The sequence below is a fragment of the Hymenobacter setariae genome, assembly GCF_007713685.1.
Lineage (GTDB): Bacteria > Bacteroidota > Bacteroidia > Cytophagales > Hymenobacteraceae > Hymenobacter > Hymenobacter setariae.
In genome coordinates, this window is sequence record NZ_VMRJ01000006.1 from 447127 (window position 1) to 473470 (window position 26344).

The following is a 26344-nucleotide window of genomic DNA, read 5'->3' on the forward strand; positions in this document are numbered from 1 at the left end:
ATAATTTAACCCGCCCAGCCTTCGCGGTCCAGCGAGCGGTACTGAATAGCTTCAGCCAAATGCTGAATCTGAATATCGTCGGTGCCCGCAAGGTCGGCAATAGTGCGGGCCACTTTCAGGATGCGGTCGTAGGCACGGGCGCTCAAGCCGAGGCGCTCCATTGCCGTTTTGAGCAGCAATCGGCCTGCGTCGCTAATCTGGCAGATATCTTTTACCATCTGCGAGGGCATCATGGCGTTAGAATGCACCTCGCTATAGGCCGCGAAGCGTTGCGACTGCACCTCGCGCGCTTTCTCCACGCGCTGCTGAATGTCGTGGCTGGTTTCGGCGCGGCGCGTTTCTGTCATCTGGTCGAAGGTAACGGGCGTCACCTCCACGTGCAGGTCAATGCGGTCGAGCAACGGCCCCGATACTTTATTTAAATACTTTTGTACCACGCCAGGGCCACACACACATTCCTTGTCCGGGTGATTATAATAGCCACAGGGACAAGGGTTCATGCTCGCAATGAGCATAAAATTAGCCGGGAAATCAATGCTGACTTTGGCCCTCGAAATCGTGACGCGGCGCTCTTCCAGCGGTTGGCGCATCACCTCTAGCACGGTGCGCTTAAACTCAGGCAACTCGTCTAGGAAAAGCACGCCATTGTGCGAAAGGGAAATCTCACCGGGCTGCGGATTGCCGCCGCCACCTACCAGCGCTACATCCGAAATAGTGTGGTGCGGTGCACGGAAGGGGCGTTGGTTCAACAAACCCTGGCCGGTGCCGAGCTTGCCCGCTACCGAATGAATCTTAGTAGTCTCGAGCGCCTCTAGCATATTCAGGGGCGGCAAAATGGTAGGCAGGCGCTTGGCCAACATGGTTTTGCCGGCGCCGGGCGGGCCTATCATGATGACGTTGTGGCCGCCCGCGGCAGCTATTTCAAGCGCCCGTTTGATATTTTCCTGACCTTGCACGTCAGCAAAGTCAGCGGCGTACTGATTGGCCGTGTGCTGAAAAATGTCGCGTGTGTCAATGCGAACGGGCTCTATGACTTCGCGGCCTTCAAAGAAGTCGATGGCCTGCTGCATAGTACCCACCGGAATCACATCGAGATTATTGACGATGGCTGCTTCCTGAGCATTTTCCTTGGGCAGAATAATGCCTTTGAAGCCCTCCTTGCGCGCCTGAATGGCAATGGGCAGCACACCTTTGATGGGCCGTAGCATGCCATCGAGGGCCATTTCGCCCATGATAACATAGTCGCCGAGCTGCTCGGTGTGTAACTGCTGCGACGCGTGCAGGATACCTAGGGCAATGGGCAAGTCATATGCCGCACCTTCCTTTCGAATATCGGCCGGCGCCATGTTCACGACCACTTTGGTGCGCGGCATGCGGTAGCCCCGTAGTTTCAGCGCCGACTCGATGCGCTGCTGGCTTTCCTTGATAGCATTATCGGGCAGGCCTACTACATAGAAGTTCGTCCCGGCCGATACTAATACTTCGATGGTGATAGTGTAGGCATTGACGCCCTGCACCGCCGAGCCGAAAACCTTAGTTAACATAGAACACAAATAATGAAGATTCTAGCCTATATCGCGGATAAGCTTGCGGCGCAAGCTGTCTAGCGTCGGTATCTGCTGAGAAGCTGTTTATAGAATAGATTGATAAATAGAATAAGCAAAGAAGTCGTTACCGCTTGGCTAAGCAAACATGAGCTTCTCTATCAGTAGTATCATAATATGAATGGCCTTGATATGCACCTCTTGGATGCGGTCGGCAAAGCCGAAGTGCGGAACTCGGATTTCAACATCGCTGAGGTCGGCTAGCTTGCCACCATTCTTGCCGGTGAGGCTTACTACTTGCATGCCAGCAGCTTTGGCCGCTTCCACCGCGTTGAGCACGTTGGGCGAGTTGCCGCTGGTGCTAATGGCAAGTAGCACATCGCCGGGCCGACCTAGGGCCTGCACAAAGCGGCTGAACACAAATTCGAACCCGTAGTCGTTGGCCACGCAGGTCATGTGCGAAGCTTCGGTGAGGGCGATGGCTGCCAGCGCGGGGCGGTCTTGGCGGTAGCGGCCGCTGAGCTCTTCGGCAAAATGCTGGGCATCGCAGAGGCTGCCCCCATTGCCACAAGTTAGGATTTTGCCGCCGTTGCGCAAGCTGTTCACCATTAGCTTAGCCGCCTGCGTAATGCACGCTAGGTTAGCTTCATTGGTCAAAAACTGGTCGAGAACGGTGCGGGCTTCGCTCAATTCGGCCCGAACGAGGCTAGTGAGCAGGGTAGGGGTAGTGACGTCGGACACGAATAAAAATTAGTATGTAGGCGGGGTAGTGGTAGACCCCTGAGGAGCAGTTTGGTCGCGCTCGGCCGCCGAGGCCGCCGTGGGGTAAGACACCGCCGGAGCGGCAGGAATAGAGGATTGAGTGGTAGGCTGGTGTACGTCGTATAACTTAGCTTTCAGCTCATTGATTTTGCTGTCTTGCTGGGCCACCGTGCGGCGCAGCACGCTGCTGTCGATATTCTCGGCTATCAGTTGCAGGGCTAGTACGACGACACCAATGAAAGAAAGCACGTAGAAAAAGTTGCGCTCATTTTCGGTGGGCGACACGCCAGAGCCTAGCTCGGCTACGTTGGTGCGCACGGCTGGCAGCAGCAAAAAGAGCAGCGCTAGTAGCAAATACACCATCACAGCGACGGTAACGATACGTTTGAGAGCGAGCATAAATCGGGGAGAAAAAGAGTGGAAGGTAATGCGTCAGCACGACCTTCTACGGATTAGCTGCACAGTTTGCTACGTTACCTAATTTACCGATGCCGTATCGGTAGCGGCCACTGTAGAATCGGCCAAAATTACGGGGGTGCCCGCCGCGCGCTGCTTTTCTTGGTCGGCTTTAATGGCCTCCACGAGGGCTTTGCTACGGGCTTGCGCGTTTGCCATGTGCTCTTCAGCGGCAGAAGGCTGCTGGCTGCGGTAATATTTATACCCAATGCGCAAGCCTAGCATCAGCAAGATAAGAAAACCGAACCAGCGGGAGGTTTTGGAGCTAAACATACGAGTGGAAATGAGCAGGAGAAGAAGCGCTATGGCCTGCCAAAGCTACACCAGCGCCGCGTTGGTTTGCAGTTGGCTGAGGCGCTGATAGAGGCCACCCGCGTGGCGTAGCAGTTCGTCGTGGGTGCCGCGCTCTACAATGCGGCCGTGCTGCAGCACTACTATTTCGTCGGCGTGGCGCACCGTGCTGAGGCGGTGGGCAATAACCAGCGACGTGCGCGAGGCCATGAGGCGCGTCAGAGCTTCTTGCACTAGCTTCTCACTTTCGGTGTCCAGCGCCGACGTGGCTTCGTCGAGAATGAGAATAGGAGGATTGCGCAAGATGGCGCGCGCAATGCTCAGGCGCTGCCGCTGGCCACCGCTTAACCGCCCGCCGCGGTCACCTATCATGGTCTGGTAGCCATCGGTGCTCTGCATAATGAAGTCGTGGGCATTAGCTGTTTTGGCTGCTGCTATTACTTCTTCCTCCGTGGCTTCGGTGTTAAACTTGATGTTGTTGTAAATCGTGTCGTTAAATAGAATGCTTTCCTGCGTCACGATGCCCATTTGGGCGCGCACCGAATGCAGCGTGCAGTCGCGGATATCGTAGCCATCGATGAGCACCTGGCCCGCCGAAGGGTCATAAAAGCGAGGTAGCAGGTCGGCCAGCGTGCTTTTGCCGCCGCCACTGGGGCCTACGAGGGCTATCGTCTGGCCTTTCTTAATAGTGAGGTTGAGGTCGTAGAGCACTGGCTTTTCACCGTAGGTGAAGGTCACGTCACGTAGCTCTATTTGCCTTTCAAAATTGGGTAGTACCTCGGCATCGGGCCGGTCGCGAATGGCTGGCTCGGTATCAATGACACGCAGCACGCGCTCCCCAGCTACTAGCCCTCGTTGAATATTGCTGAATGCTCCAGAAAGGGCTTTCGCCGGTGTCAGAATCTGCGAAAACAGAATGATGTAGGTGATAAACGCTGATGCTGATAAGCCTGCTTGCCCACTCAATACTAGCGAGCCACCATAGTACAATAGCCCTGCTACCACAGCCACGCCCGCAAACTCGGAGAAAGGCGAAGCCAAATCACGAGTATTATCGATGCTCTGCGTGGTTTGGGCATACTGGTCGTTCTGCGCCCTAAACTTGTCCAGGATGTAAGCGCGCGCATTGAATCCTTTGATAACCCGAATGCTACCTAGGGTTTCGTCAATGACGGAAAGCATAGAGCCTAGGGTGCTCTGGCTCAGAGCAGCTTGTCGCCGCAGTCGCTTTGCCACACTGGCAATGATGCCACCCGAAATAGGAAGTAATACCAGGGTGAACACGGTGAGCCGGGCCGACATACTGAAGAGCAGCACGAAAAACCCAATGATGGTGAGCGGCTCTTTGAACACGGCTGTAAGAGTATTCACCACCGAAATTTCGACCTCGTGCACATCGTTGGTGAGGCGCGACATCAAGTCGCCCTTGCGTTCGTTGGAGAAGTAGCCTAGCTCTAGGTCGAGAATGCGGTCGTAGAGGGCGCCACGCAGGTTTTGCACCACACGAGCGCGCACTTTGGTTAGCAGCTTGCCACCTAGGTAGCGAAATACGTTGCTGAAAAATACGGAGGCAATGATAACGCCGCACACGTAGGCTAGCGCCCCTCGCTTCCCCTTAACTGCCAGTACTTGAGAGAAATAGTAATTGAAAACGTCCTTGATATACTCAATATTCAAGGCGAAATGTGGCAATACAGTTGGCGCAGTGGCTGTGTGCGTATCGGTGGTGCCAAAGAGCACGTTGAGCAGCGGAATGACCAGCGTAAAGTTGGCGATACCAAAAAAGATGCCCAGCACCATGTATACCAAGTACAGCGGCAAGAAGTCGCTGTAGGGCTGGGCAAACTGCAACAGGCGCAAATAAACTTTCATAAACCGCAGATTTTAACGGATTTGTCGGATGTTGCAGAGCAAATACGCTTGCGGCGCAAGCTTACTAGCCGAGGTAGGTCCGCTTTCTGTATAGTGCTGATTTTACTGCTGGCGCTTAAATGTCGCCGTTACTTCAATCAGTCCCTGAATGTGTTGGTTAAACTCCCCTAGCTGCTCGGCTGGCACCCACAGCTCGTCGTGATGCCGGTCGCCTACATTTTGCACCGAAAACTGACCTAGATAGGGCGTGTCGACTGCAAAGCGCACCACGTAGCCCACCCCATAGTAAGGAACGTTCCAATCACGGCTTATCTGAATGGCATAATCCTCGTTCAGCACCGGATAAAAAATGGGCTGTTCGGGCAACCTAGGCGGGAAACTGTGCCACCCACTAGCCTCAATCAAGTCGAGCTCAGCCTGATTTACAGGTCGGTATAAATAGGTAGTATCAAGCATAAGCGTAGCGTAAAGCAGCAACCTTGCTAGCGGTCAGGCTGCCAAAGGCAGGTATATCTATAAAATCCGTGATAATCTGCGATTAAAATTCGTGTAGGCGCTGCGCAATATTCCAACGCACTGCTACAGATGCGTAAACTTCATTGCCACTCACTGTGCCGTAATAAGTAGGCTGGGCCACGGTTTGGTGGCGGGCGATGAGCGTGGCATCCAAAAACAGATTCAGACGCGGCTGGTAGGTAGCCGTAAAATCGGCGTGCAGCAGGCGGTTTTTGTCGCCGGTGCCTATGCGGTAGCCATACTCCATCGGCCGCGTGTTGTAGGAGAGCAGCACATTGCTACCGTAGTTGCTAGTAGCACTAGGTGCTTGTGCATCTAGACCTTGCACCGAGTAAAAAGCCTTGGCCACTAGGTTGAGGCGCGGCAGCGGCTGGTAGCTCACAATGCCAAGCACCTCGCTGACGTTGGCGCCCATGGGGTGGGCGAGGGGCTGCTGGTAGTGCTGATAGTTGGTGTACTGCGACTCGTGCTGATAAGTAAACGGCCGGATGTAATTGAACTCCAACTGCAAGTCGAGGTTGCGCACGCCGGCTATATCGAGCAGCTTGCCTCCGAGCTGGAAGGCCTGCTTATTTGCCCACCAGCCATTACCCGCCCTGATTTCACTGAGCTTAAACTCGTCGAATACTAGCTGACCGTAGAGTTGCGCCCGGTGCTTGATATTCCACTTAAAATCGAGACCTAGGAGGGCGTTATCAGTCGAGCCCACTTGCTGCTCGATGGCTCGGTAAAAAATAACCGGGTTTAGGTATTGCAGCTCTAGGCCACGGCCCGGACCCCCCGATACTTCCGACTCAAACACGCCGATGTTAAAGTTATCGGTGATGTCGAGGCTAAGGTGGTGCAGCGCTAAGTACTTTTTAGGAAAGAGCGAGTCGGTGGGGCTGCCCGCATCGTTGTACGTGCGGCCGGCCGTCAGCTCGGCAAAGATGTTTTGATAATTAAACTTCCAGACGCGGGTGTTCAGCTTCAGAAAGAAGTACGGCGAGCTGTAATCCGATAAAATCAGCGAACGGTAGCCATTGCCGATAAAATTGCGGTCATGAGCAAGCTGCACATTAATGTGCTTGGTAGCAGCATAAGTGATGCCGCCCCGCGCCGTAAAGAAGTCGTAGGCGCTGCCCCCCACAGTTTTAAAGTCCTTCCAGTAGCCCTCGTGCGGCACAATGCGGTCGCGGCGAGTGCGCTGCTGCACCCAGCCCGGCACCGCCTGCTGGTTATCGGTGAGGAAGCCATAGAAGCCTAGGCGCTGGTCGATGGTGCCTTCGAAGGCAATACCACGCGTGTTCACGTAGCGCAGGCCGTCGATGCTGCTGGTGCCATTGTCCTTGCCGCCTTGTAGTAGCAGCACGGGGTTGACGCGAAGCGAAAAATCTTTGGTCTGAACGTGATAAAGGTCGGTCTGGTCGCGGTAAAAATAGGTTAGCACCGGCCGTTGGCTCTCGTTCAGGCTGTCGCCTAGCGCCGAGTACATCCAGTTGTCTTTCAGTAGGTACTGCGCATTGAACCGGTCAGCCCGCGACAGCGTACCCTGGCTATAAGTGAGGCTATCGCCGCCAAGTATGCGCTCGCCTAGGTGGGCCGCCGCCGCGCGGGTGTAAGGCCGCACACTAGTGTGCGGGTCGCGCAGCGAGTCGGAACCATACTTGATGGCATAGCGGTCGAGCAAACGATAGGTATTGGGGTCGAGCGGCACGTAGAGTGCACCCTGATAGTCGGCGCTAGGTGCAGCGGCCCGCCGGACGCGGCGCGGTGCGGGCGCGGTGGCCGGCTGATTGGCTTTAGTAGTAACCTTAGCCGCTTCGCTTTCGGGCAGAGGTTGATTGAAAATATACCAATTGGCCGAGCCGGGACCTGTAGCGGGCGGTGCCGAAGTAGGCGTCGTCTGGGCCGCGAGCGGGCCCGCCAGCACCAATAAAAGAGGTAACAGGTAGTGTTTCATCAAATAAGAATACTACCCAGAACGGGGCAGGAATTACAAAATTACGTCGGCCACCGCCGAGCCGGTTTCCGGCCCCGACCTTTGGCCGTGTTCCCGCTTGGTGCGGGGCCTTCTTGTCGTGCTGCGCCTACTTCATTTCTCTGCCCTCGACCTAGACCGCTGGCAGGCCTGCGTGGCCGCTAGCCCCGGCGCGCTGCCCTACGTGCAGGCGTGGTGGCTGGCGGCCACGGCTGGCCGCTGGGCTGCCGTAGTAGAGCTCGGGCCTGGTGGGCAGTACTATTCGCTGCTGCCGCTGCCGCTAAAATGGCGGCCGTGGGGCCGCGTGGCGTACCAGCCCTTATTCACACAGCAGCTCGGGCTAGTGCTGACGGCCCAGAGCCGCTACACCCAGGTAGCCGATTATTTGGCGCTGGCGCAGAAAAGCTGTGTGGCCTTTTATCAGCAGTGGCCTCCAGCCATGCAGGTACCATCGCTACCAGTAGGGTTCACGCTGGCTGAGCGCCTAACTTATCACCTCGACCTAGGGGCGCCCTACGCCACCATCTACCGGAATTACCTGACGGGCTGCCGCCGCCGCCTGCGCAATAACCAAGCGCTAGCGCAGCCCCTGCTGGTAGAAGAAAGTGAAGACCTAGATGCGCTGATTGCGTTGTTTCTCACCTACCGAGGAGCGACGCACACGGGGCTGCGGCCGCGCCACTACGCTGCGCTGCGTCGGCTATATGCCGCCCTGCGCGCCCACGGGTTGGCTGAATTGCGCCAGGTGCACCACCCAGCTACCGGCGAGCTACTGGCCGGTGCACTGTTTGTGCGCCATGCGGGCGGAGTTATTTATCTTTTTGCTGCCACTTCGCCAGCGGGCAAAGCGGCCAGCGCTCCTATTCTTCTCTTAGACGATGCCTTGCGGCGCCATGCCGGGCAGCCAGGGCAGCTCTTCGATTTTGAGGGGGGCAGCTTGCCTGGCATTGGGCGCTTTTTCACCAATTTTGGGGCGCGGCCCGTACTCTATCCGACCGTTACTTTCACCCAACGCCCTAGGTTTCTCTCATGGATGCGCCCCTAACTTCGCCTGCCGCCGCTACGCAGGCTATTGAACGCCTGCACGTTGTCTGTGCCGAGCCAAGCATTGCCAACCATTTTCTGGCCGAGCTGCGCGATGTTGATGTTCAGAAGGATAGCCTCCGCTTTCGCCGCAATCTTCAGCGCCTGGGGGAGATTATTGCCACGCGCATCAGCGCCCAGCTTAGTTACACGCCCCAAGTTATAAAGACCCCCCTAGGTGAAGCGCCCAGTCAACTTCTACGCGATTTTCCGGTGCTAGCGACGGTGCTGCGGGCGGGTCTGCCCTTTCACCAAGGCTTTCTGAATTACTTTGACCAGAGCCCCAGCGCTTTCGCGGCAGCCTACCGCATCGAGGGCACAGCGCAGGTGCAAGTGCAGCTTGACTACCTCACGGCCCCGCGCCTCGACGAGCGTGTGCTCATACTGGCCGACCCTATGCTAGCCAGTGGCAAAAGCCTCGTGCAAACCTACCGGGCTATGCTGCGCTTTGGCACGCCGCGCCAGGTGCACATTGCGGCTGTTATTGCCTCGCCCGAGGGTGTGGCCTACGTAGCCCGCGAAATTCCGGAGGCTACACTATGGGTGGCGGCCGTAGATGAAAAGCTTAATGAGCAAGCCTACATCATTCCGGGCCTGGGCGACGCCGGCGATTTGGCCTTCGGCAGCAAATTATAATTGCAACCCGTATGCACGGAGTTTGCTCAGCTACCGTTAATGAAAGCGAATGGCGGCAAGCCCTGGGTACGGTATTTTTGCCCGCTTGTCGTTTAGCTCTATTCCTTCCGAATTACTTAGTTTTTTGCTAGTGCTCCCTTGCGCCGCTAAATGGGTTTCTGTCTTCCTGCTCAGCACGGTTAAGTTTCTGGGCGGCCCCTTGGCTGGCAGCAGCCTAGGGCTGGGCTTTTGGCAAACCCTAGGCCTTACCGTGGCGGGCATGATGACCAGCGTATTCGTGTTTTCGGGCATTGGGCGGGCCTGGGTGCGCCACCGCCAGCAGCAGCGCCGCCTGCGCAGAGCACCAGTATTTTCCAAGCGCTCGCGCAATATCATCAAGGTGTTCAAGAAGTTCGGTATGGGGGGAATCGCTTTCCTCACACCTATTCTGCTCTCACCCATTGGGGGTACCGTTATTGCCACGCTCCTAGGGGTGCCGCGGCAGCGTATCTTGCTGCACATGTTCTGGAGTGCCGTGCTGTGGGGTGGGGTGCTCACCCTGGCTAGCTCGCGCATTAGCCACTTGCTGCACCACTGAGCCACTCATCAGGGACTGGCAATAGAATACCTTAGCAACTCAGGGGGTATACACTCCTGCTTTCGTTTTACCTCGCCTTTACCCTTATGTCAGCACCTATTGTTTGCTTTGGAGAAACTTTGTGGGATGTGCTGCCTACCGGCCGCCAGCCCGGCGGAGCCCCTTTCAATGTAGCTGTGCACCTGCACCAGTTTGGGCAGCCTGTGCAGCTGATTAGCCGCGTAGGACAAGATGAGCTAGGTACCGAGCTGCTAACTTTTTTGCAGGGTAAAGGTGTAGACACGGCCCTTGTGCAGCGCAGCCAAACGCACCTAACCGGCGTGGTGAAAGCTAACCTTGACAACAGCCACGAGGTAACGTACAAAATCGTGGAGCCCGTAGCCTGGGACTATGTGCAGTACGCTCCCGAGCTGCGCGATGCTGTGGCCAATGCCGCCATGCTGGTGTACGGCTCGCTGGCTACGCGCCGCCCCGATACCCGCGAAACCCTTTACCAATTGCTGCCAAGTGCCCGCTACCGGGTGTTCGATGTTAACCTGCGCCAGCCGCACTACACGCGGGCAGTAGTCGAAACCCTGCTGCGCCAAGCCGATATGGCCAAACTCAACGAGCACGAGCTAGCCGAAATCACAGAGTGGCTAGGGCTGCCCGGCGACGAAACAACCGCCCTACCTTGGCTAGCCGAGCACTACGGTTTGCAAGCCGTCTGCCTCACAAAGGGTGCCGACGGTGCTGCATTGTGGGTGGCTAATCAGCTCTTTACGCACCCTAGCTTCCCCATCGAGGTGCAGGATACCATTGGTAGCGGCGACGCTTTTCTAGCAGCTTTGCTAGCTGGCTGGCAAGCTAAGCTGGCGCCTGCCGAATGCCTGCGCCGGGCCTGCGCCGCTGGCGCCTTGGTGGCTACGCACCAGGGTGCCACGCCCACCCTCACGGCCGCCGACGTGGATGCCATGCTTGAGTAGCCCTAACTAGTGGCGGCCTAGGTTTTACTGGCCGCGCCGCCGCAGCGCCTTGCTGGCCGGTGCCGATTTACCTTTCTTGCCAGGGTTTTTCTTGCTGCCTTTCTGGCTCTTTTTACGGCCTTCCTCAAATGGTTTGCCGGTGCGCTTATCAATGGTAACGCCCGGCTTGACCCACTCTTTCTTTTCGTGGAAGGCACCCTTAAAAGTCGGGTCCTCGCGGCGGCGCTGCTCGTCGAGCACGCGAGCGTGTGTTTGTCCTTCGGTAAAGGGCGTTGCAGTTACCTCTACTTCCTCCGGAATGGGTAGCAGCGGAATCGTCTGCTTGATAAGTGCTTCGATACGCTCGATGTGTTGGCGCTCGGCTGGGTTAGCAAACGTAATGGCTGCTCCTGTGTGCCGCGCCCGCCCCGTGCGCCCAATGCGGTGCACGTAGTCGTCATAAATAAGCGGCACGTCGAAGTTGATAACGTGGCTCACCTGCGGCACATCAATACCGCGGGCTGCTACATCGGTCGCCACTAGGTAGCGAACATTACCTTCTTTAAAGGCATCCATGCTGTTGAGGCGCGCATTTTGGCCTTTGTTGCCGTGTATCACGCGCACCTCACCTAGGGGGGCTTTGCGGTTGAGGAACGCCGCCACCTGGTCGGCATTTTCCTTGGTGCGGGTAAAGAGCAGCACCCGCGTCATGTCGGCCGCGTCGCGGTGCAGCAGGTGGTCGAGCAAGTTGATTTTGGTAGCCAGGTTGGGTACCTCATACAGGCTTTGCGTGATAGTCTGAGCCGGTTGGGCCGGCGGCGTCACCTCTACGCGCACCGGAAACTCCAAGAACTCTTCGCTAAGCTGCGTCACGCGCTCGGGCATAGTGGCCGAAAACAGCACGTTCTGGCGCTTGCGCGGAATAATTTCCAGAATGCGTCGAATCTGGGGCATAAAGCCCATATCCATCATCTTATCGGCCTCATCGAGCACTAGCGTCTTCAGCTCTTTCATCACTAGGTCGCCCTTGAGGTAGATTTCCATGAGGCGGCCCGGCGTGGCAATCAGAATATCCAAGCCCTGCTTAATAGTCTCAATCTGCGTTTTAGGCCCTAGGCCGCCATAAATGGCGAAAATGCGGATATCGGTGTGCGTAGCCAGCGCCTTCAGGTGCTTCTCAAGCTGAATGGCCAGCTCGCGGGTAGGAGCCAGTACCAGTGCCCTAGGGTGCTCGCCCTGCGCGTATTTCACCTTCATAAGCAGTGGCAGGCCAAAGGCCGCCGTTTTGCCAGTGCCCGTTTGGGCGATGCCTAGTACATCGTGCCCAGCTAGTAGTAACGGGATGGTTTGGAGCTGCACCGGCGTAGGCTCAGTGAAGCCGGCATCGGCTACGGCCGTGAGTAGCTGCTTGTTAAGTTTGAAATCGGCGAAGGTGGCAAGGGTATCCATTTTGCAAAGGTCGGGATAGTTTGCTGCGCGGGCAGGTAAAGCAGCTTGCATTACCTGTGCATTTGTCGTGCTGGGTGTACCGGAGCATCTTGCTTGCACTAGCGTAATTGTTAACTAATTACTGCGCCACACAAGTTGCGTCGGTGCGTACTGTGTAGCGAGCGCCGACATTTTTTCTTTGAAAAATCTTGCATAAAACCATCCTGCCCGTATCTTTGCAGTCCCAAACCACCACACGGTAGATATAGCTCAGCTGGTTAGAGCGTCGGATTGTGATTCCGAAGGTCGTGGGTTCGAGCCCCATTATTTACCCTCGCGAAAGTCCCCGGATGCGAATCCGGGGACTTTTTTTGTTATTTGTACGGTTGAGCGCAAGTTCACCTTTTATTAACCTCTCATTCTTCACAAATGAGCCTTCTCGTAATCGGCTCCGTGGCTTTCGACGCCTTGGAAACTCCTTTCGGCAAAACCGACAAAATCATCGGCGGCGCGGCTACTTACATCAGTCTGTCGGCTTCGTACTCGACCAAGCCGGTGAATCTGGTGGCCGTGGTGGGCGGCGATTTTCCGCAATCCGATATCCTGACCCTGGAGGAGCACGGCGTAAATACTGAAGGCCTGCAAATCAAGGCTGACGAGAAGTCGTTTTTCTGGTCGGGTAAGTATAATAAAGACCTCAACTCGCGCGAAACCATTACCACCGAGCTCAACGTGCTCGGCTCGTTCGACCCTATCATCCCCGACGCCTACCAAAACTGCAAATACCTGATGCTGGGCAACCTAGCCCCACAGGTACAGCGCCTCGTTATTCAGCGCCTCGTCAACCGCCCCAAGCTCATTGTGCTCGACACCATGAACTTCTGGATGGACATCGCCGCCGAAGAGCTACTGGCCACCATCGAAATGGTGGACGTACTTAGCATCAATGATGAAGAGGCCCGTCAGCTCTCTGGTGAGTATTCGCTGGTAAAAGCAGCCCGCAAAATCCTGGCATTTGGCCCTAAGTTCTTGATTATCAAGAAAGGCGAGCACGGCGCACTGTTGTTCCACAAAAACAAGGTATTCTACGCTCCTGCTCTGCCGCTGGAAGAAGTATTTGACCCCACGGGCGCTGGCGACACCTTTGCTGGCGGCCTCATCGGTTACATCGCTGCTACTGACGACTGCTCGTTCGAGAATATGAAGCGTGCCGTCATACACGGTTCAGCTATGGCCTCGTTCTGCGTCGAGAAGTTTGGCACCGAGCGCTTGCTCAACCTCACGCAGGAGGAAATCGAAGCCCGCGAAGCCATGTTTGAAGAGCTAGTGAAAGTGCAGCCCGCCGCTGTAGTCGAAAACGTGCGGTAGGCATCAGCTCGCAGTTTGAGCAGTACTTCCATCCGGTTGTCCTGCTAAGTGCGATGGCGCATTTTGCGTGGCGTAGTAAACTCTATCACCTAGGGTGCCTTCGCCACGCAAAATGCGCCATTGTACTTAGCAGGACCTTTTTTATTTATGAATAAGCTCAAAATGAATTCCTGGCTTCGCAAGAATTGGGGCGAACTACTGTTTTTTGCCGCCTTTGCCGTGGTGATGACTACCGACCTGCGCCAGCCTGTACTAAGCACTTTGCAGCGCGGGCTGCTGGCCACGGGCCTGTGGCGTGCTACGCCACCCGCCCGCTCGGCAGCACCTAGGGCGCAGTTTGCCAGCGAGCGCACGTATCCACCTAGCCTACCGCTTGTTACTGTAGATGGCCGCCCGGCCAACCTTAGCCAGTTTCGTGGTAAAGTAGTGCTCGTAAACCTGTGGGCCAGCTGGTGCCCACCCTGCCTAGCCGAAATGCCTGGCTTGCAAGCCCTCTACCAAAAAGTGGACACGAGCAAAGTGGCTTTTGTGCTGATTTCGCTCGATGAAAACCAGAATAAAGCCCGCGCTCTGCTGAAGCGGAAGCACTATACCATGCCAGTATTTTTCCCGGCTACGGACTTGCCTGCACCGTTCAACTCGCCGTCCATTCCCTATACTGTCATTCTCACCCCACAGGGCCGGGTAGCCGACCGCCACAGCGGTATGGCCGACTATGATACGCCCGAGTTTAAGGCTGCATTGGAGAAGCTAGCGGACTAGGTAGTAGGTTGGAAGAGCAAGGAGCCACAACCCTTGCGGCGCTAGTGGGGTAAAAGAACTAAGTTCTCATCCTTAAACTCCGCCCTGCCATGTCTGACAAACCGAATGACCTCGCCAACGATAAGCCGTCTGTAAATCCTTACGAAAACCAGCATCACCACAAAGGTGATATTGCTTCTGGTGAACACGTAGACAGCGCCACCAACCAGAATCTTAACCAGAGCGACCTAACTGAACAGGGTAACCAAACCCGCGGCAACACGCCCGGTGGCAACTTCAACGAAACCCGCCACACGCAGGCAAATAAGCCGCGTAGCAATCCGCAGGGTAACCGCCCCATGTCAGTAGATACCAATAGCCCCGAAAAGGGCCCCGGCAGCCACGCCGACTAGTGCATAGATTTCACGGCTACGTCCGCTACGCGGATTAGCTACTGTAGTAAAAGCTAAGAAAGCCACCTGCAAGGGTGGCTTTCTTAGCTTTAGGCCTTAGACCATCTTTATAAGGAAAAGTGGCTGGTTGGCATATAAGCGTGTTCGCGAACCATATATGACTTCGCGTTTAGAACTCCCAGCCCAGCCACTTCTGAAAGCCTGTTTTCTGTGCCTCATCGGCATCCGCAAGCTTTTCTATGGTGTAGCGCACGCCAAAAACTGCGTCTGGCTGCGGCAGTAATTCTACTAGTACCAATCGGTTTTGCCGAAATACAGCCACTTCGTAGAGTGGCGCGCCAGTGCTGAGCAAGCTTTGTAAATTCATGTCAACACGCCGGCCATTGATAGCCACAATCTCATCATCGGCAGTGAGCACCGCCGCCGCTGGCGAGCCAGGCCAGATATAAGTCACTTCGGTACGCTCGTTTTTTACCACAGTGCGGAAGCCGAAGGTGCCCTCTGAAGCCGAGGCGTTTTCGTAAGCGACCAGTTGGCAACCTACAGTATGCAGTGCCTTATCAAGCGGCTCTTGCAGGGGCGCAGTTCCATTAATGAACTTGTCAAAATAAACCTGCATTTTGCGGCCCGCCACCTCGGCCACAATGCGGGCATAGTCCTCATCAGTGTACCCTAGGCCGGTTTTGCCGAAGTCGTCGTACAGTCGGCGCATTACGTCGTCGAGGCTGCGAGCGTGGCCGTGCAGCTGCCGGATGGTGAGGTCGAGCAACAGCGCCGTGAGCGCGCCCTTGTGATATACTGACACCTTGCGGTCGGGCACGCCGGGCTTGTAGCCGTCGAGCCAGAGGTCCATACTTGCATCAGCTAAGCTCAGGTTTTGGCCGCCTGCGTCGTCGTAGTGCTTACGCAATACAATATTCAACTCCTCAAAGTACTGAGCCGGCGTGCGAACGCGACTGCGCGCCAATAAGTATTCGCCATAATAAGTCGTGATGCCCTCAGCGATATAGCAGGTGCGGAAATAATTTTCGCGGGCGTAGTCATAGGGCTGCATCTCAGCCGGGCGAATAGCCTTAATGTTCCAAGTGTGAAACAACTCATGGCAACTCACGCCCAGCAACTCCTTGTACAGCGCCTCGTGCATCAGCAACTCAGCCGGCCCTAGGGTGATTACGGTCGAGTTGTGGTGCTCTACACCATGGTAGTGCTTGTAGGGCAAGAATTGATTGAGGAAGTGATAATCGGCCACCGGAAAGCTACCAAATAGTGCCAGCTGCTCTTCCGAAAACGCCTTAAAATCAGCCAATAGGCGCGGCCAGTTTACTATTGCCTCCTCGCCCTGTACCCACACATGGAAGGGCAGCCCACCAGCCTCGTACTGCTGGTGCTCAATGGTGGGGCTAGCAATAAGCGGCGCATCAGCCAATTGGTCGAAATTTTTGGCCTCCAATACGTTGGGCTGCGACTGCGGCAAACCGCAGGCTAGGCGCCAGTCGGGCGGCAGTACCAGCGAGAGCTGGCACGGCAAGTCTTGATGTCCCTCGGCGTACATGAGTGCCTGCACAGGATTTAGGTAAAGCTGCGTCTCGTCGAGCCATGAGCCGCCGGCATCCATTTGGTGGGCGTAGAAGTTATAACGCACGCGCACACTACGGCCGGCTGCGCTAGGTACTTCCCAGCGGTCTTTTGTCACCTTGCGATAGGGGAGGGGCTCATCCGTTTCGGCATCGCTAAACTCTACGCGCTGAATCTTTTGAGCAAAGTTTTGCAGCTCATAGCGGCCGGGTCGCCAAGCTGGTAGCTGTAAGGCGAGCGGGGCCGTAGCCTCGGCTGGCACCTCCACCATGAGCTGAATTTGCAAGTAAAAGGTAAGCGGATTCTCGAATGAAACGTGGTAGTAAGTCATGGGTAAGAGGAATGCGGCGCGCAAGGTAAAACGGAGTGCCACTCCATTTCTGGCAGAAAAGCGTGTACGCAAAAGACTACGGTGCTGTAGTGCTCGCAAAACGGAGTATCATTCCGTTTTACATTTCTATTGCTATTGTAAAGCTAAATTCGTACCTTTGCCGGCCCAACTCGCAATTTGACTTGTCATGAAACGTACCTACCAACCCTCGCAACGCAAGCGTCGCAACAAGCACGGCTTCCGTGAGCGCATGGCCTCCGCTAATGGCCGCAACGTACTAGCCCGCCGCCGTGCCAAAGGCCGCAAGCGCCTCACCGTATCGGACGAAGGCCGTCACAAGCGCTAGGCTTTTTAAGCTGTTAGCTGAAGCTTTGGGGCCTTTAGGCGGCCCCTAGCCACTAGCTTCGCAGGTAGCCGCATTGTTGGGGCAAGTTATTTTCTGGTATTGCCAGAAATAACTGCCGCTACAATGCGGCTTCGCTATTTTAACGTAGAACGTATGTAGAAAGCGCTTGCCAAGACAATCGCTTTTCGCATAAGTCCTAGCCCCATAACGTGAACGAGCTACCCGTTAATCGGAATTACACGTTTCCGAAAAAAGAGCATTTGTGCAGCAAAAAGCGCATTGAGCAGCTTTTTAATCGCCAAAACCCTTCGCTTGGTGTGTATCCATTGCGCCTGACATGGTTGCCAGCGCCAGCGCGCACCACCACTCCGCCCGAGGTACTCATCACGGTGCCTAAGCGCACCTTCAAGCGGGCCGTAGACCGCAACCGCCTAAAGCGCCTCATGCGTGAAGCGTATCGGCTCAATAAATACCGTTTGCTGGAAGCCGAAAATGGCCATCCCGTAGCGCTATTAGGTATTCTATACACTGGCAAAGAAAAAAGTGAGTTGCCGCTGATAGAAAAAAAATTAATTTCTGGGCTTAATCGTTTGCTGGCCGAAGCTTCGTTGCAACCCGCGCCGTAGTATTGCTTATCTTCACCTGCGATACTGCCGCACTGGTCGCCTCTGGCCGGTCTCATTGCGCCACCAAAAGCCGCGCTGTTGCTTCACCGTATCGCTTTCGCCGCCTTCGTTTCTCCCGCTGATGACTACCCGCACCAAAGTTCTCGCCACGCTAGCCCTAGGTACCCTGGGCCTTGCCAGCTTTCGCGCTGCCTCCGACAGTGAGCGGTATTTTGAGATTGCCAAAAACCTAGACATTTTCGCCACGCTCTTCAAGGAAGTGAACACGTACTACGTGGACGAGATAACCCCTGGCAAGCTGGTAAAAACGGGCATTGACGGCATGCTCAAGTCGCTGGACCCATATACCAACTATATTCCGGAAGACGATATTGAAGATTTCCGTACCATGACTACTGGGCAGTATGGCGGCATCGGCGCAGTGGTTATCAAGCGCAATGGCAAGACCGTGGTGCAGAGTGCCTACGAGGGCTATCCAGCTCAAAAAGCAGGCCTGCTACCTGGCGATGAAATTCTGACTATCAACAATATCAATGTTGATAAGAAGACTAATGCCGACATTAGCAAGCTGCTCAAGGGGCAGGCGCAATCACTGGTGAAACTCATCGTGACGCGCTACGGCCAAGACAAGCCTGTAGAAGTCAATATCACCCGCGATAAAATTCAGGTTAACAACGTGCCGTATTATGGTATGTTGACCTCGGATATTGGGTACTTCCAGCTCGGGGGCTTTACTGTCGATGCTGGCCGTGAGGTACGAAATGCCGTGACTAAGCTCAAGGAGCAAGGCGCTAAGAAGTTGGTGTTTGACATTCGTGATAATCCCGGCGGCTTGCTCAATGAGGCAGTTAATATCTCCAACCTATTTGTAGACAAAGGCTTAGACGTAGTAAGTACTAAGGGTAAAGTAACCGAGTGGAATAAAACCTACAAGGCGCTTGATGTGCCGCTCGATACTCAGATTCCCATTGCCATTATCACGAGCAATCGCTCGGCGTCGGCCTCCGAAATTGTGTCGGGCGTGCTGCAAGACTACGACCGTGCTGTGCTGGTGGGGGAGCGCACTTTTGGCAAAGGTCTTGTGCAAGCCACTCGCCCGCTCAGCTACAACTCGCAGCTGAAGGTGACTACTGCCAAGTATTACATTCCGAGCGGCCGCTGCATCCAGGAAATTGATTATTCGCACCGCGGAGAGGATGGGGCTCTCACTAAATTTCCTGATTCATTGCGCACGGCCTTCAAAACACAGGCTGGCCGCGTAGTGTACGACGGCGGCGGTGTAGCACCCGATATCGATATTCAGGACCGCGAAATTGCAGATATTACCCGCGTACTTATTCAGAAGAGCTATCTCTTTGACTACGCTACTCGCTTCCGTTCTGAGCACGCCACCATCGCCCCGGCCAAGCAGTTTAAGCTCACCGATGCCGATTATCAGAAGTTTGTAGCCTACCTCCAAAATAAGAGCATTGCTTACAGCACTGACGCTGAGCGCTCCCTCACTGACCTAACTAAAAAGGTAAAAGAGGAAAAGCACTACGACGACGTCAGAGTAGAGCTTGATGCCATCAAGAAGAAAGTAACCGTTAATAAGGCCAACGACATACAGCGGTTTAAGCCCGAGATTAAAGAAATTCTGGAATCGGAAATCGTGTCGCGCTATTACTATGAGAAGGGTCGTACCGAAGCCAGTTTCGACGATGACCCCAACATCCAAGCTGCCGTGGCCGTGCTAAATGACCCTAACCGTTACGCTGCTCTGCTGAAGCCAGGTGGGCAAGCCGCCAGTGCGCGCAAATCAGCAGGCATGAAGTAATTTTGGTTGAATAAGAACCTAGGAAAGCAGATTCAGCAATGGGTCTGCTTTTTTAGCTATTTCAGCACTCAGTACGGCTATGGATAATCTACTACTAAAGGCTAAACATTGGCAGGTATTTATCTTTCTTGTAGCTATCTATTTTATAAGCACTTATTGCAAGGATAATTCGCTAGCTTCAGTTGCGGTTTTTAGCATACTACTAGTCGGGTACATCGGCTGGTATGCTTTATTAGGTAATTCATTATATATGTATCTACCAAAAAAGATAGAGTGTAATAGCACTTGGTTTTTAGTGGATGCCTTTTTATTAATTGCTTTCTATGGGACAATTATGATTCTTTTCGATGGAAATCTACAAGTGAATGGAGTGGTAGCTATACCATTTTTCTATTTGTTTTTCGCTATTGCTCACCTGTTCTGGTTTCCAGCAGTGTTATTAATAAGCATAGAAAGTGGAAGCAGACCTGTCTTCAGTCAGTATGCAGGCACGATGCTTCAATTGTTTTTCTGGCCGATAGGGATATGGTTTATTCAGCCACGAATCAACAAAATTTACAACGCCATTCAAGCTAATACCCTTGATTATCCTCGCCCTTGAAACCTCCTCGCCAATCTGTTCTGTAGCATTGCATAAAGTGGAGGATGGCCGCCTACTAGGCCAATCAGAATTGCGCCTAGAGAAGTCGCACTCTACGCACCTCACAGTATTGATTGAGCAACTCATTGCTAATACGGGCTACACGCTACGCGACCTCGCGGCAGTGGCCGTGAGCGATGGCCCCGGCTCGTATACCGGCCTGCGTATTGGGGCAGCGGCAGCGAAAGGCCTTTGCTTTGCGCTAGATATTCCGCTGGTGGCGGTGGGTACGTTGCCTGCGTTAGCCCAGCAGATAATTGCTTGCACGCCCCGCGCCGATACCTACCTATATGCACCTATGCTTGACGCTCGCCGGCAGGAGGTATACACAGCCCTCTACCGTGCCGATGGCCGCGAGCTAACTGCACCCGCGCCGCTCATTCTCACGCCCGAAGCCTTAGCCGAACAATTGACCCACCACTCAGTGTTATTCTTTGGGTCGGGCGCACTGAAGTTTCAACCCCTAGTGAGCGACAACCTTAATGCCGTTTTCTTGGCTAATGTGCAACCCTCGGCGGTGAGCGTTGGCGAGCTGGCCCTAGGTGCCTACCAGCGGCAAGAATTTCAGGATGTGGCTTACTATGAGCCGTTTTATTTAAAAGAAGTTTATACGACTACACCACGTAGTGCTTCGTAAGTAGCGATTGATAGGGAGGCTAAATAACCTGACTCGACCACTAGAGACCAAGCACCAAGCACTAACATTATGGAGCCGCTTTTTGTAAACCGCGTGGCCGCTTCTGGCCTAGTTACCCTCAACCTAGAAGAGTACATTCACCCCGGCGACCGTGTGGTGTACGACATCAAGGAAAACCTCTTTCACGGCCTGATGCTGCGCGAAAAGGACTTTCGCGAATTTGTGAAAACGCACGACTGGACACAATACGACGGTAAAAATGTGGCTATCATCTGCTCGGCCGATGCTATCGTGCCCACGTGGGCCTATATGCTGCTGGCCAGCAAGCTACAGGGCCACGCCCACCGCTACGTATTTGGCGACCTGGGGGCGCTAGAGCAGTCGCTGTTTGAGGAAGCCATCGCGAGTATCAATCCCGCTGATTACCAAGATGCGAAGCTAGTAATTAAGGGCTGTGGTGATAAGCCAGTGCCTACATTTGCCTATGTGGCTATTATGCAGCGGTTGCTGCCGGTGGCCGCTAGCATCATGTATGGCGAGCCGTGCAGCACCGTGCCGCTTTATAAAAAGCCAAAAGCCATTGTAGCTGCCGAAGTGTAACTGTAGAACGGAGCGTCACTAACCTATGCACTCAAGCCCTTGCCAACCCTAGGTGAGGGCTTTTTTGTGTCCGGCTAAAAAGAAGCGCCAACTACTACGACCTTTGCCAGCGTGCAAACACAATCGTACAAAATAGATTTCCGCACCGGCGTTTCCATTGTTATCGCCAACATGGTCGGCACGGGCGTTTTTACCAGCCTTGGGTTTCAGCTGCTAGGTATTCAAAGTGGCTTTGCGTTGCTGATGCTATGGGCTGTGGGCGGTCTCATTGCTTTGTGCGGGGCCGTAAGCTATGGTGAGCTAGCGGCAGCTATGCCCCGCTCGGGTGGCGAGTACCACTATCTAAGTCAGATTTATCATCCGGCCCTAGGGTTCCTATCGGGCTGGGTATCGGCTACGGTGGGCTTTGCCGCGCCTACGGCACTGGCCGCCCTGGCACTAGGCCGCTACGCCCAAAGCGTGTGGCCTGCCCTGGCCGCACCAGTGCTAGCTGGTACATCGGGCGCGCAGGTACTGGCCATTGGGGTCGTGCTGCTCCTGGCACTGGTGCATGGGCTTAGCATTCAGGCGGGTAGTCGCCTGCAGGTAGTCATTACCGCGCTGAAGGTTGGCGTGTTGGTGACTTTTATTGGGGCGGGCCTAGTGACTGGTAAGCCGCAAGCGCTGAGTTTTGTGCCCGATGCAGCAAGCTGGCGAGCCTTGCTTAGCCCCACCTTCGCTGTGAGCCTTGTATATGTTAGCTACGCCTATTCGGGCTGGAATGCAGCTGCCTACCTCACCGGCGAAATCGACCGGCCGCAACGCAATTTGTCGCGCATTCTGCTTACAGGCACAGCCGTAGTACTCTTATTGTATGTGGGGCTGAATTTCGTGTTTCTGCGCTCCACGCCCCTTGGTTGGCTAAAAGGGCAACTGGAAGTAGGCTTCATTTCGGCCAACTACCTGTTTGGCCCAGCTTGGGGCCGGTTTGCCGGAGCTGTCATTGCAGCCTTGCTTGTATCCACTATCAGCGCCATGATTTTTGCCGGCCCTCGCATCACTCAAGCGATGGGGGAGGACCTACCGGCCCTAGGGTGGCTAGCCCAACGCACATCGGCGGGTATTCCGCAAAGGGCGTTGCTAGTGCAAGTGGCTATTAGCCTAGTGTTTATTCTGAAACCTGATTTTCAGGCTGTGCTCGTATATGCCGGTTTCGTGCTCAATCTATTCACGTTTCTTACAGTGCTGGGGGTATTCGTCTTACGCTGGCGGCAGCCCCAAATGCCGCGCCCATATCGCGCTTGGGGCTACCCATTTACGCCGCTTATCTTTCTGGCTTTGAGCGCTTGGACACTAGTTTTCATCATCAAGGATAAACAAGAAGAATCGCTCTACGGCTTAGCTACCGTAGCCGGTGGCCTGCTGGTGTACTTTGCCGCGCACAAGCTTCGGCCTACGCCACGGCCCTAAGTACCTAATTCCACTCAGTTTACCTTTTAGACTTCTGCCGATTAATCACTGCCCAATATCAATTGCCTAGTTGGCCATTGCTTTTTCTACTAATGCGCTTTTCTCTGCTTTCTCTGCTGCCTGCGCTCGCGTTGCTGGCAGCCTGCTCCCAAACTACCACCAAGGAGCAAACTACCAAAACCGAAACAATGGCCGATACGGCCAGTAAAGTGGCCGCCACCGTACCCCGCCCGGCCACTCCGGCCGATAGAGTTGCCGCCACCGAAGAGCTTAAAAAAGCGACTCCTTTTTCGGATACTGCTAGCGTGCAAAATGTGGCTGCTTACCTCGCTGGCTTGCCACCTAAAGCCGAAACCCCGCTGGCCGCGCTAGCTGCCCAGCCTGTTTGGCAAGCTTTCGCTAAAGACCAGGATAAAAGCTGGGCGAAATACCGGGCCACCCACACCGACCGCATGAATAAGTGGGCCACCACCGAACTCGACTCGGTGCGCCAAGCTACTACTACGTTGTTTTATCCTTTCAGCGGCCCCGACTTTCTGAACGCTTACACGCTCTTTCCTACTGCTAGCACCTATGTTATGTTTGGCCTAGAGCCCGTAGGCAGCGTCCCTAGCCGCGAAAACTTGGCTAACCCTGCCATCTTGCCCGCCGTGAAAAAATCGTTGTGGTCAGTGCTAAATTTTAGCTTCTTCCGCACTAATGACATGGCCATAGATCTAAAATCGGTTAACCTCGACGGAGCCGTGCCGCTTATTATGCTCTTCGCCGCCCGCACCGGCAACCACGTGCAGTCGGTGCGTCCCGTGCAACTCGACGCCCAAGGGCAGCTGCACGAAGTCACCGATACTACCCGCGCCGCCAATTCAAAAGCTATTCCTGGTGCCGAGCTGAAGCTACAGGCCGCCGATGGCTCCGAGAAAACTATCTATTATTTCTCGGCTGACCTTAGTGATTGGAAGCTCACTACTAAAGATGCTCCCCTTAAATATGTGCGTACCCTAGGTCCCCTCACCACCTATGTGAAGTCGGCCACTTACCTCATGCACAAAAGTTACTTCTCTAAGGTCCGCAATCTCGTGTTGGAGCGCAGCAACTATCTCTTGCAAGATGACAGCGGCATTGCTATGAAGTACTTTCCGAAACATAACTGGCAGTTCACTTACTACGGTACTTATAAGCGCCCTATCAACCTCTTCGCTAAGCAATACCAGCCCGAGCTCACTACTGCCTACCATGACACCTTACGCCGTGCCCGTCCGCTCCCCTTTGGTACTGGCTATAATTGGCGCCAGACTGACAGCAATCTCCTCCTAGCTAAGCGACGTACTCTTATCGGTCAGTAGCTTAGACTTTGCAGTCCAGGTGTGAGTGCAGCGAGCATCTTGCATTGTTATCTATCTGATACTACATAAGGCTGATACTACTACATAAGGAAAGTGATAGCAGTAGGGTAGGGAGAGCCTCAAGCTTCCTTCGCAATATCCTCCAAAGGCCGTGATACAAACTATCACGGCCTTCCTTATTATATACAGTAAGAAAATGCCTACACCCATGAAGCCTATCCTAGTCCTCCTAGCTCTAATAATAATTACCCGCGTTCAGGCCCAAACTGCCCAGTACCCCGATTCTCCTCTCCTCGATAGCCTCCTTCGCACCAGCCCCGCCCTAGCGAAGGTCCTTAGCCACCCCAGTACTTATCAGCTTCAGCTCATCTACACCCAAATTAACCGTGACGCCCAAAACGTCCCGCACTTCACTCAGCACACCTACCATCTTAACCCTCGGCAGTACTTCAACCCCGCTAGCCTCGTTAAGCTACCCGTCGCCCTATTAGCCCTCGAAAAGCTTCATACTCTACCCACCACTATCAATAGGAATACCATCTTATCTACCGGTACTGCCTGGCGTTGCCAGACGCCCGTTCCCTTCGCTGCCCCTGCCGATTCCAACCGTCAAGCCACTGTTGGCAACTATATCAAGCGGATGTTGCTCGTCAGTGACAACCTTGCTTATAACCGTCTTTATGAATTCCTAGGCCAGAAGCAGCTAAATGACCGCCTCCAACAACTAGGCTATTCCGGTAGTCGCATCGTGCGCCGCTTCGCTCCCTGCGACACCGCCGCCAATCGCCACACCAATCCCGTCGCTTTTCACACCCCCACCGGCGATACGTTATATACGCAGCCCGCCCAAACCAACCCTCGCACCCCCGCACCGCCCCTAGGTCCTATATATGCCGGCCGCGCCTACAAAGCTGGCGACCATATCATCCACCGCCCCTACGAGTTCACTACTGCCAATAACCTACCGCTGCCCGATATCACTGCGCTACTCCAAACTGCCCTTTTCTCCGAAGCCACCCCCGCTACGCAGCGCCCCCACCTTACTCCGGTTGACTACGCTTTCCTCCGTCAGTACCTCCACCTCACACCTCACGCCAGCCAGTTCACTCCTTATACCTCTCCTAAGTACTTCGACGCCTACAAAAAGTACCTCTACTACGGCCGCCGCCCCGAAGCCCAACCTCAGGCAGGCCTCCGCATCTTCAACATCGTAGGTATGTCGCACGGTTATTTGGCCGACGTAGCCTACTTCGCCGATTCCCTCCACCAATCCGAATTCCTGCTCAGCGCCGTTCTCTATGTAAATCAAGACGGCATTATAAACGACGCCACCTACGAATACGATACCATCGGCGAGCCCTTCCTAGCCCAGCTAGGTCAGCTTTTCTACCAATACGAAGCTCGCCGCCCACGTCGATACCAGCCCGACCTCACTCCTTTCTTCGAAAAATACCCCTAGGTCTGAATTTTTTTCAACCCCAGTCGGTTGGCTAACTGGCTGACTGATAACTATACCACCCACACCTACATTTTCACTGAAGCCGACGACTACGAAAAAAGTCAGTCTGCGGTTACCAACACCGTCCTTTAAGCGGTACTTTTGCACTCCCAAATCGAACGGACGCGGGTACTTTCAACAGAGTAACGAGGCACGAACTCAGAAAACTATTTTGGAAATTCTAAACTCTTCGGCGTACCTTTGCACCCCGTTACAACAACGGCTCATCAGAACCACCGAAGAAGAGGTTAGAAAACTAAATTTTTTTCGCCTCAAATTTGGAAAATCAGAGAAAATTGCTACCTTTGCACTCCCAAACAGAATAAGGATAACGAAAAGACAAAAGAAGTTAACTAATAGTTAACGACTTAGCAACTAAAAGCCCACTCAATCGGCGTAGGCAAAACAACCAAAGCTCGCTGAAAATCTTTAAAAATTTTCGCTCGTGGTTTTGAAAGTTAAAAATTCTTCTTACCTTTGCAGCACGCTTTGATCGAAAGCAAAAACTATAAAGGTTGAAACGAAAAGAAATAAAATTTTCGCTTTTTAACTTGGATGAAGAAAAAAGCTTTCTTACCTTTGCAATCCCAATTAAAACAGGGTTTAGCAAGTAAGAATAAAAGAGCTGCCTAAGCTCACTCTGTCGCTTCAATTGGAATCGACAAACGTTCTTTGAATGACTGGAAAAGACAAATGGTAAGTATGCTTACGTAAGTAAGCAGAAACGTAACATTAAAATTGAACTCGTTAATACGAGTCGGGTTAGCATCTCGACATCAGCCCATGTTCGCATGGGTGTAGGAATATTTTACAATGGAGAGTTTGATCCTGGCTCAGGATGAACGCTAGCGGCAGGCCTAATACATGCAAGTCGAACGGTGGGTAGCAATAC

Annotated in this window: 25 protein-coding genes, 1 tRNA gene and 1 rRNA gene; 18 read left to right on the forward strand and 9 right to left on the reverse strand. The window is 54.3% G+C overall.

What is annotated here, in order from left to right:
* Positions 1 to 5 precede the first annotated feature (5 nt).
* From FNT36_RS22555 to FNT36_RS22585, 7 genes are all read right to left on the reverse strand, one after another.
* Positions 6 to 1544 carry a YifB family Mg chelatase-like AAA ATPase gene (locus FNT36_RS22555; RefSeq protein WP_144852466.1) on the reverse strand — a complete coding sequence of 513 codons (1539 nt, stop codon included), beginning with the start codon at positions 1542 to 1544 and terminating at the stop codon, positions 6 to 8.
* Positions 1545 to 1682: 138 nt separating this feature from the next.
* Positions 1683 to 2285, reverse strand: a complete 603-nt coding sequence (gene lpcA / locus FNT36_RS22560; RefSeq protein ID WP_233636159.1) for a D-sedoheptulose 7-phosphate isomerase — start codon at positions 2283 to 2285, stop codon at positions 1683 to 1685.
* A 9-nt stretch (positions 2286 to 2294) separates the two neighbouring features.
* Positions 2295 to 2705: a hypothetical protein gene (locus tag FNT36_RS22565; RefSeq protein WP_144852468.1), complete on the reverse strand. Its 411-nt coding sequence runs from the start codon at positions 2703 to 2705 to the stop codon at positions 2295 to 2297.
* Between the two features lie 78 nt (positions 2706 to 2783).
* The gene (locus FNT36_RS22570; protein ID WP_144852470.1) at positions 2784 to 3035 is read right to left on the reverse strand and encodes a hypothetical protein; all 252 of its coding nucleotides are present in this window, start codon (positions 3033 to 3035) and stop codon (positions 2784 to 2786) included.
* Positions 3036 to 3080: 45 nt separating this feature from the next.
* On the reverse strand, positions 3081 to 4925 hold the full coding sequence (locus FNT36_RS22575) for an ABC transporter ATP-binding protein (protein WP_144852472.1): 1845 nt from the start codon (positions 4923 to 4925) through the stop codon (positions 3081 to 3083).
* Between the two features lie 102 nt (positions 4926 to 5027).
* Positions 5028 to 5381, reverse strand: coding sequence for a hypothetical protein (locus FNT36_RS22580; RefSeq protein ID WP_144852474.1), 354 nt, complete (start codon positions 5379 to 5381; stop codon positions 5028 to 5030).
* A gap of 82 nt (positions 5382 to 5463) precedes the next feature.
* Positions 5464 to 7383 carry a capsule assembly Wzi family protein gene (locus tag FNT36_RS22585; RefSeq protein WP_144852476.1) on the reverse strand — a complete coding sequence of 640 codons (1920 nt, stop codon included), beginning with the start codon at positions 7381 to 7383 and terminating at the stop codon, positions 5464 to 5466.
* A gap of 118 nt (positions 7384 to 7501) precedes the next feature.
* Here FNT36_RS22585 and FNT36_RS22590 point away from each other — a divergent pair, with 118 nt between their 5' ends.
* From FNT36_RS22590 to FNT36_RS22605, 4 genes are all read left to right on the forward strand, one after another.
* Positions 7502 to 8446, forward strand: coding sequence for a GNAT family N-acetyltransferase (locus tag FNT36_RS22590; RefSeq protein WP_144852478.1), 945 nt, complete (start codon positions 7502 to 7504; stop codon positions 8444 to 8446).
* Positions 8431 to 9120 (forward strand): uracil phosphoribosyltransferase, encoded by a 690-nt coding sequence (upp, locus tag FNT36_RS22595; protein WP_144852480.1) that lies wholly within the window; start codon positions 8431 to 8433, stop codon positions 9118 to 9120. Before FNT36_RS22590 ends, upp begins: the two co-directional genes overlap by 16 nt.
* 130 nt (positions 9121 to 9250) lie before the next feature.
* Positions 9251 to 9697 (forward strand): hypothetical protein, encoded by a 447-nt coding sequence (locus tag FNT36_RS22600; protein WP_144852482.1) that lies wholly within the window; start codon positions 9251 to 9253, stop codon positions 9695 to 9697.
* A gap of 86 nt (positions 9698 to 9783) precedes the next feature.
* A complete protein-coding gene (locus FNT36_RS22605) occupies positions 9784 to 10662 on the forward strand; it encodes a carbohydrate kinase family protein (RefSeq protein WP_144852484.1) in 879 nt (292 codons plus the stop codon).
* 24 nt (positions 10663 to 10686) lie between these two features.
* Here FNT36_RS22605 and FNT36_RS22610 read toward each other — a convergent pair whose 3' ends face one another.
* Positions 10687 to 12090, reverse strand: coding sequence for a DEAD/DEAH box helicase (locus FNT36_RS22610; RefSeq protein WP_144852486.1), 1404 nt, complete (start codon positions 12088 to 12090; stop codon positions 10687 to 10689).
* A 238-nt stretch (positions 12091 to 12328) separates the two neighbouring features.
* On the opposite strand from FNT36_RS22610, the gene FNT36_RS22615 reads away from it, so the two are divergent.
* The 4 genes from FNT36_RS22615 to FNT36_RS22630 all read left to right on the forward strand — a co-directional run bounded on the left by FNT36_RS22615 (position 12329) and on the right by FNT36_RS22630 (position 14591).
* Positions 12329 to 12402 (forward strand) — tRNA-His (locus FNT36_RS22615).
* 96 nt (positions 12403 to 12498) lie between these two features.
* Positions 12499 to 13437: a PfkB family carbohydrate kinase gene (locus FNT36_RS22620; RefSeq protein ID WP_144852488.1), complete on the forward strand. Its 939-nt coding sequence runs from the start codon at positions 12499 to 12501 to the stop codon at positions 13435 to 13437.
* Between the two features lie 147 nt (positions 13438 to 13584).
* On the forward strand, positions 13585 to 14199 hold the full coding sequence (locus FNT36_RS22625; protein WP_233636160.1) for a TlpA family protein disulfide reductase: 615 nt from the start codon (positions 13585 to 13587) through the stop codon (positions 14197 to 14199).
* A gap of 89 nt (positions 14200 to 14288) precedes the next feature.
* Positions 14289 to 14591 carry a hypothetical protein gene (locus FNT36_RS22630; protein ID WP_144852490.1) on the forward strand — a complete coding sequence of 101 codons (303 nt, stop codon included), beginning with the start codon at positions 14289 to 14291 and terminating at the stop codon, positions 14589 to 14591.
* Positions 14592 to 14760: 169 nt separating this feature from the next.
* Here FNT36_RS22630 and FNT36_RS22635 read toward each other — a convergent pair whose 3' ends face one another.
* Complete coding sequence (locus FNT36_RS22635) at positions 14761 to 16497, reverse strand: M61 family metallopeptidase (protein ID WP_144852492.1); 1737 nt, start codon at positions 16495 to 16497, stop codon at positions 14761 to 14763.
* Between the two features lie 187 nt (positions 16498 to 16684).
* On the opposite strand from FNT36_RS22635, the gene rpmH reads away from it, so the two are divergent.
* The 10 genes from rpmH to FNT36_RS22685 all read left to right on the forward strand — a co-directional run.
* Positions 16685 to 16843, forward strand: a complete 159-nt coding sequence (rpmH, locus tag FNT36_RS22640; protein WP_144852495.1) for a 50S ribosomal protein L34 — start codon at positions 16685 to 16687, stop codon at positions 16841 to 16843.
* A 209-nt stretch (positions 16844 to 17052) separates the two neighbouring features.
* The gene (locus FNT36_RS22645; protein WP_144852497.1) at positions 17053 to 17469 is read left to right on the forward strand and encodes a ribonuclease P protein component; all 417 of its coding nucleotides are present in this window, start codon (positions 17053 to 17055) and stop codon (positions 17467 to 17469) included.
* A 121-nt stretch (positions 17470 to 17590) separates the two neighbouring features.
* Complete coding sequence (locus FNT36_RS22650; RefSeq protein WP_144852499.1) at positions 17591 to 19285, forward strand: S41 family peptidase; 1695 nt, start codon at positions 17591 to 17593, stop codon at positions 19283 to 19285.
* Between the two features lie 79 nt (positions 19286 to 19364).
* Positions 19365 to 19886 (forward strand): hypothetical protein, encoded by a 522-nt coding sequence (locus FNT36_RS22655; RefSeq protein WP_144852501.1) that lies wholly within the window; start codon positions 19365 to 19367, stop codon positions 19884 to 19886.
* A gap of 37 nt (positions 19887 to 19923) precedes the next feature.
* Entirely contained in the window at positions 19924 to 20562 is a 639-nt protein-coding gene (tsaB, locus tag FNT36_RS22660; RefSeq protein WP_233636163.1) for a tRNA (adenosine(37)-N6)-threonylcarbamoyltransferase complex dimerization subunit type 1 TsaB, read from the forward strand.
* Positions 20563 to 20631: 69 nt separating this feature from the next.
* Complete coding sequence (locus FNT36_RS22665) at positions 20632 to 21162, forward strand: DUF2480 family protein (RefSeq protein WP_144852505.1); 531 nt, start codon at positions 20632 to 20634, stop codon at positions 21160 to 21162.
* Between the two features lie 111 nt (positions 21163 to 21273).
* Positions 21274 to 22611: an APC family permease gene (locus tag FNT36_RS22670; protein ID WP_233636161.1), complete on the forward strand. Its 1338-nt coding sequence runs from the start codon at positions 21274 to 21276 to the stop codon at positions 22609 to 22611.
* 92 nt (positions 22612 to 22703) lie between these two features.
* Positions 22704 to 23954: a hypothetical protein gene (locus FNT36_RS22675; protein WP_144852506.1), complete on the forward strand. Its 1251-nt coding sequence runs from the start codon at positions 22704 to 22706 to the stop codon at positions 23952 to 23954.
* 208 nt (positions 23955 to 24162) lie between these two features.
* Positions 24163 to 25413, forward strand: coding sequence for a serine hydrolase (locus tag FNT36_RS22680; RefSeq protein WP_233636162.1), 1251 nt, complete (start codon positions 24163 to 24165; stop codon positions 25411 to 25413).
* A gap of 849 nt (positions 25414 to 26262) precedes the next feature.
* Positions 26263 to 26344, forward strand: a 16S ribosomal RNA gene (locus tag FNT36_RS22685); the annotation flags it as partial.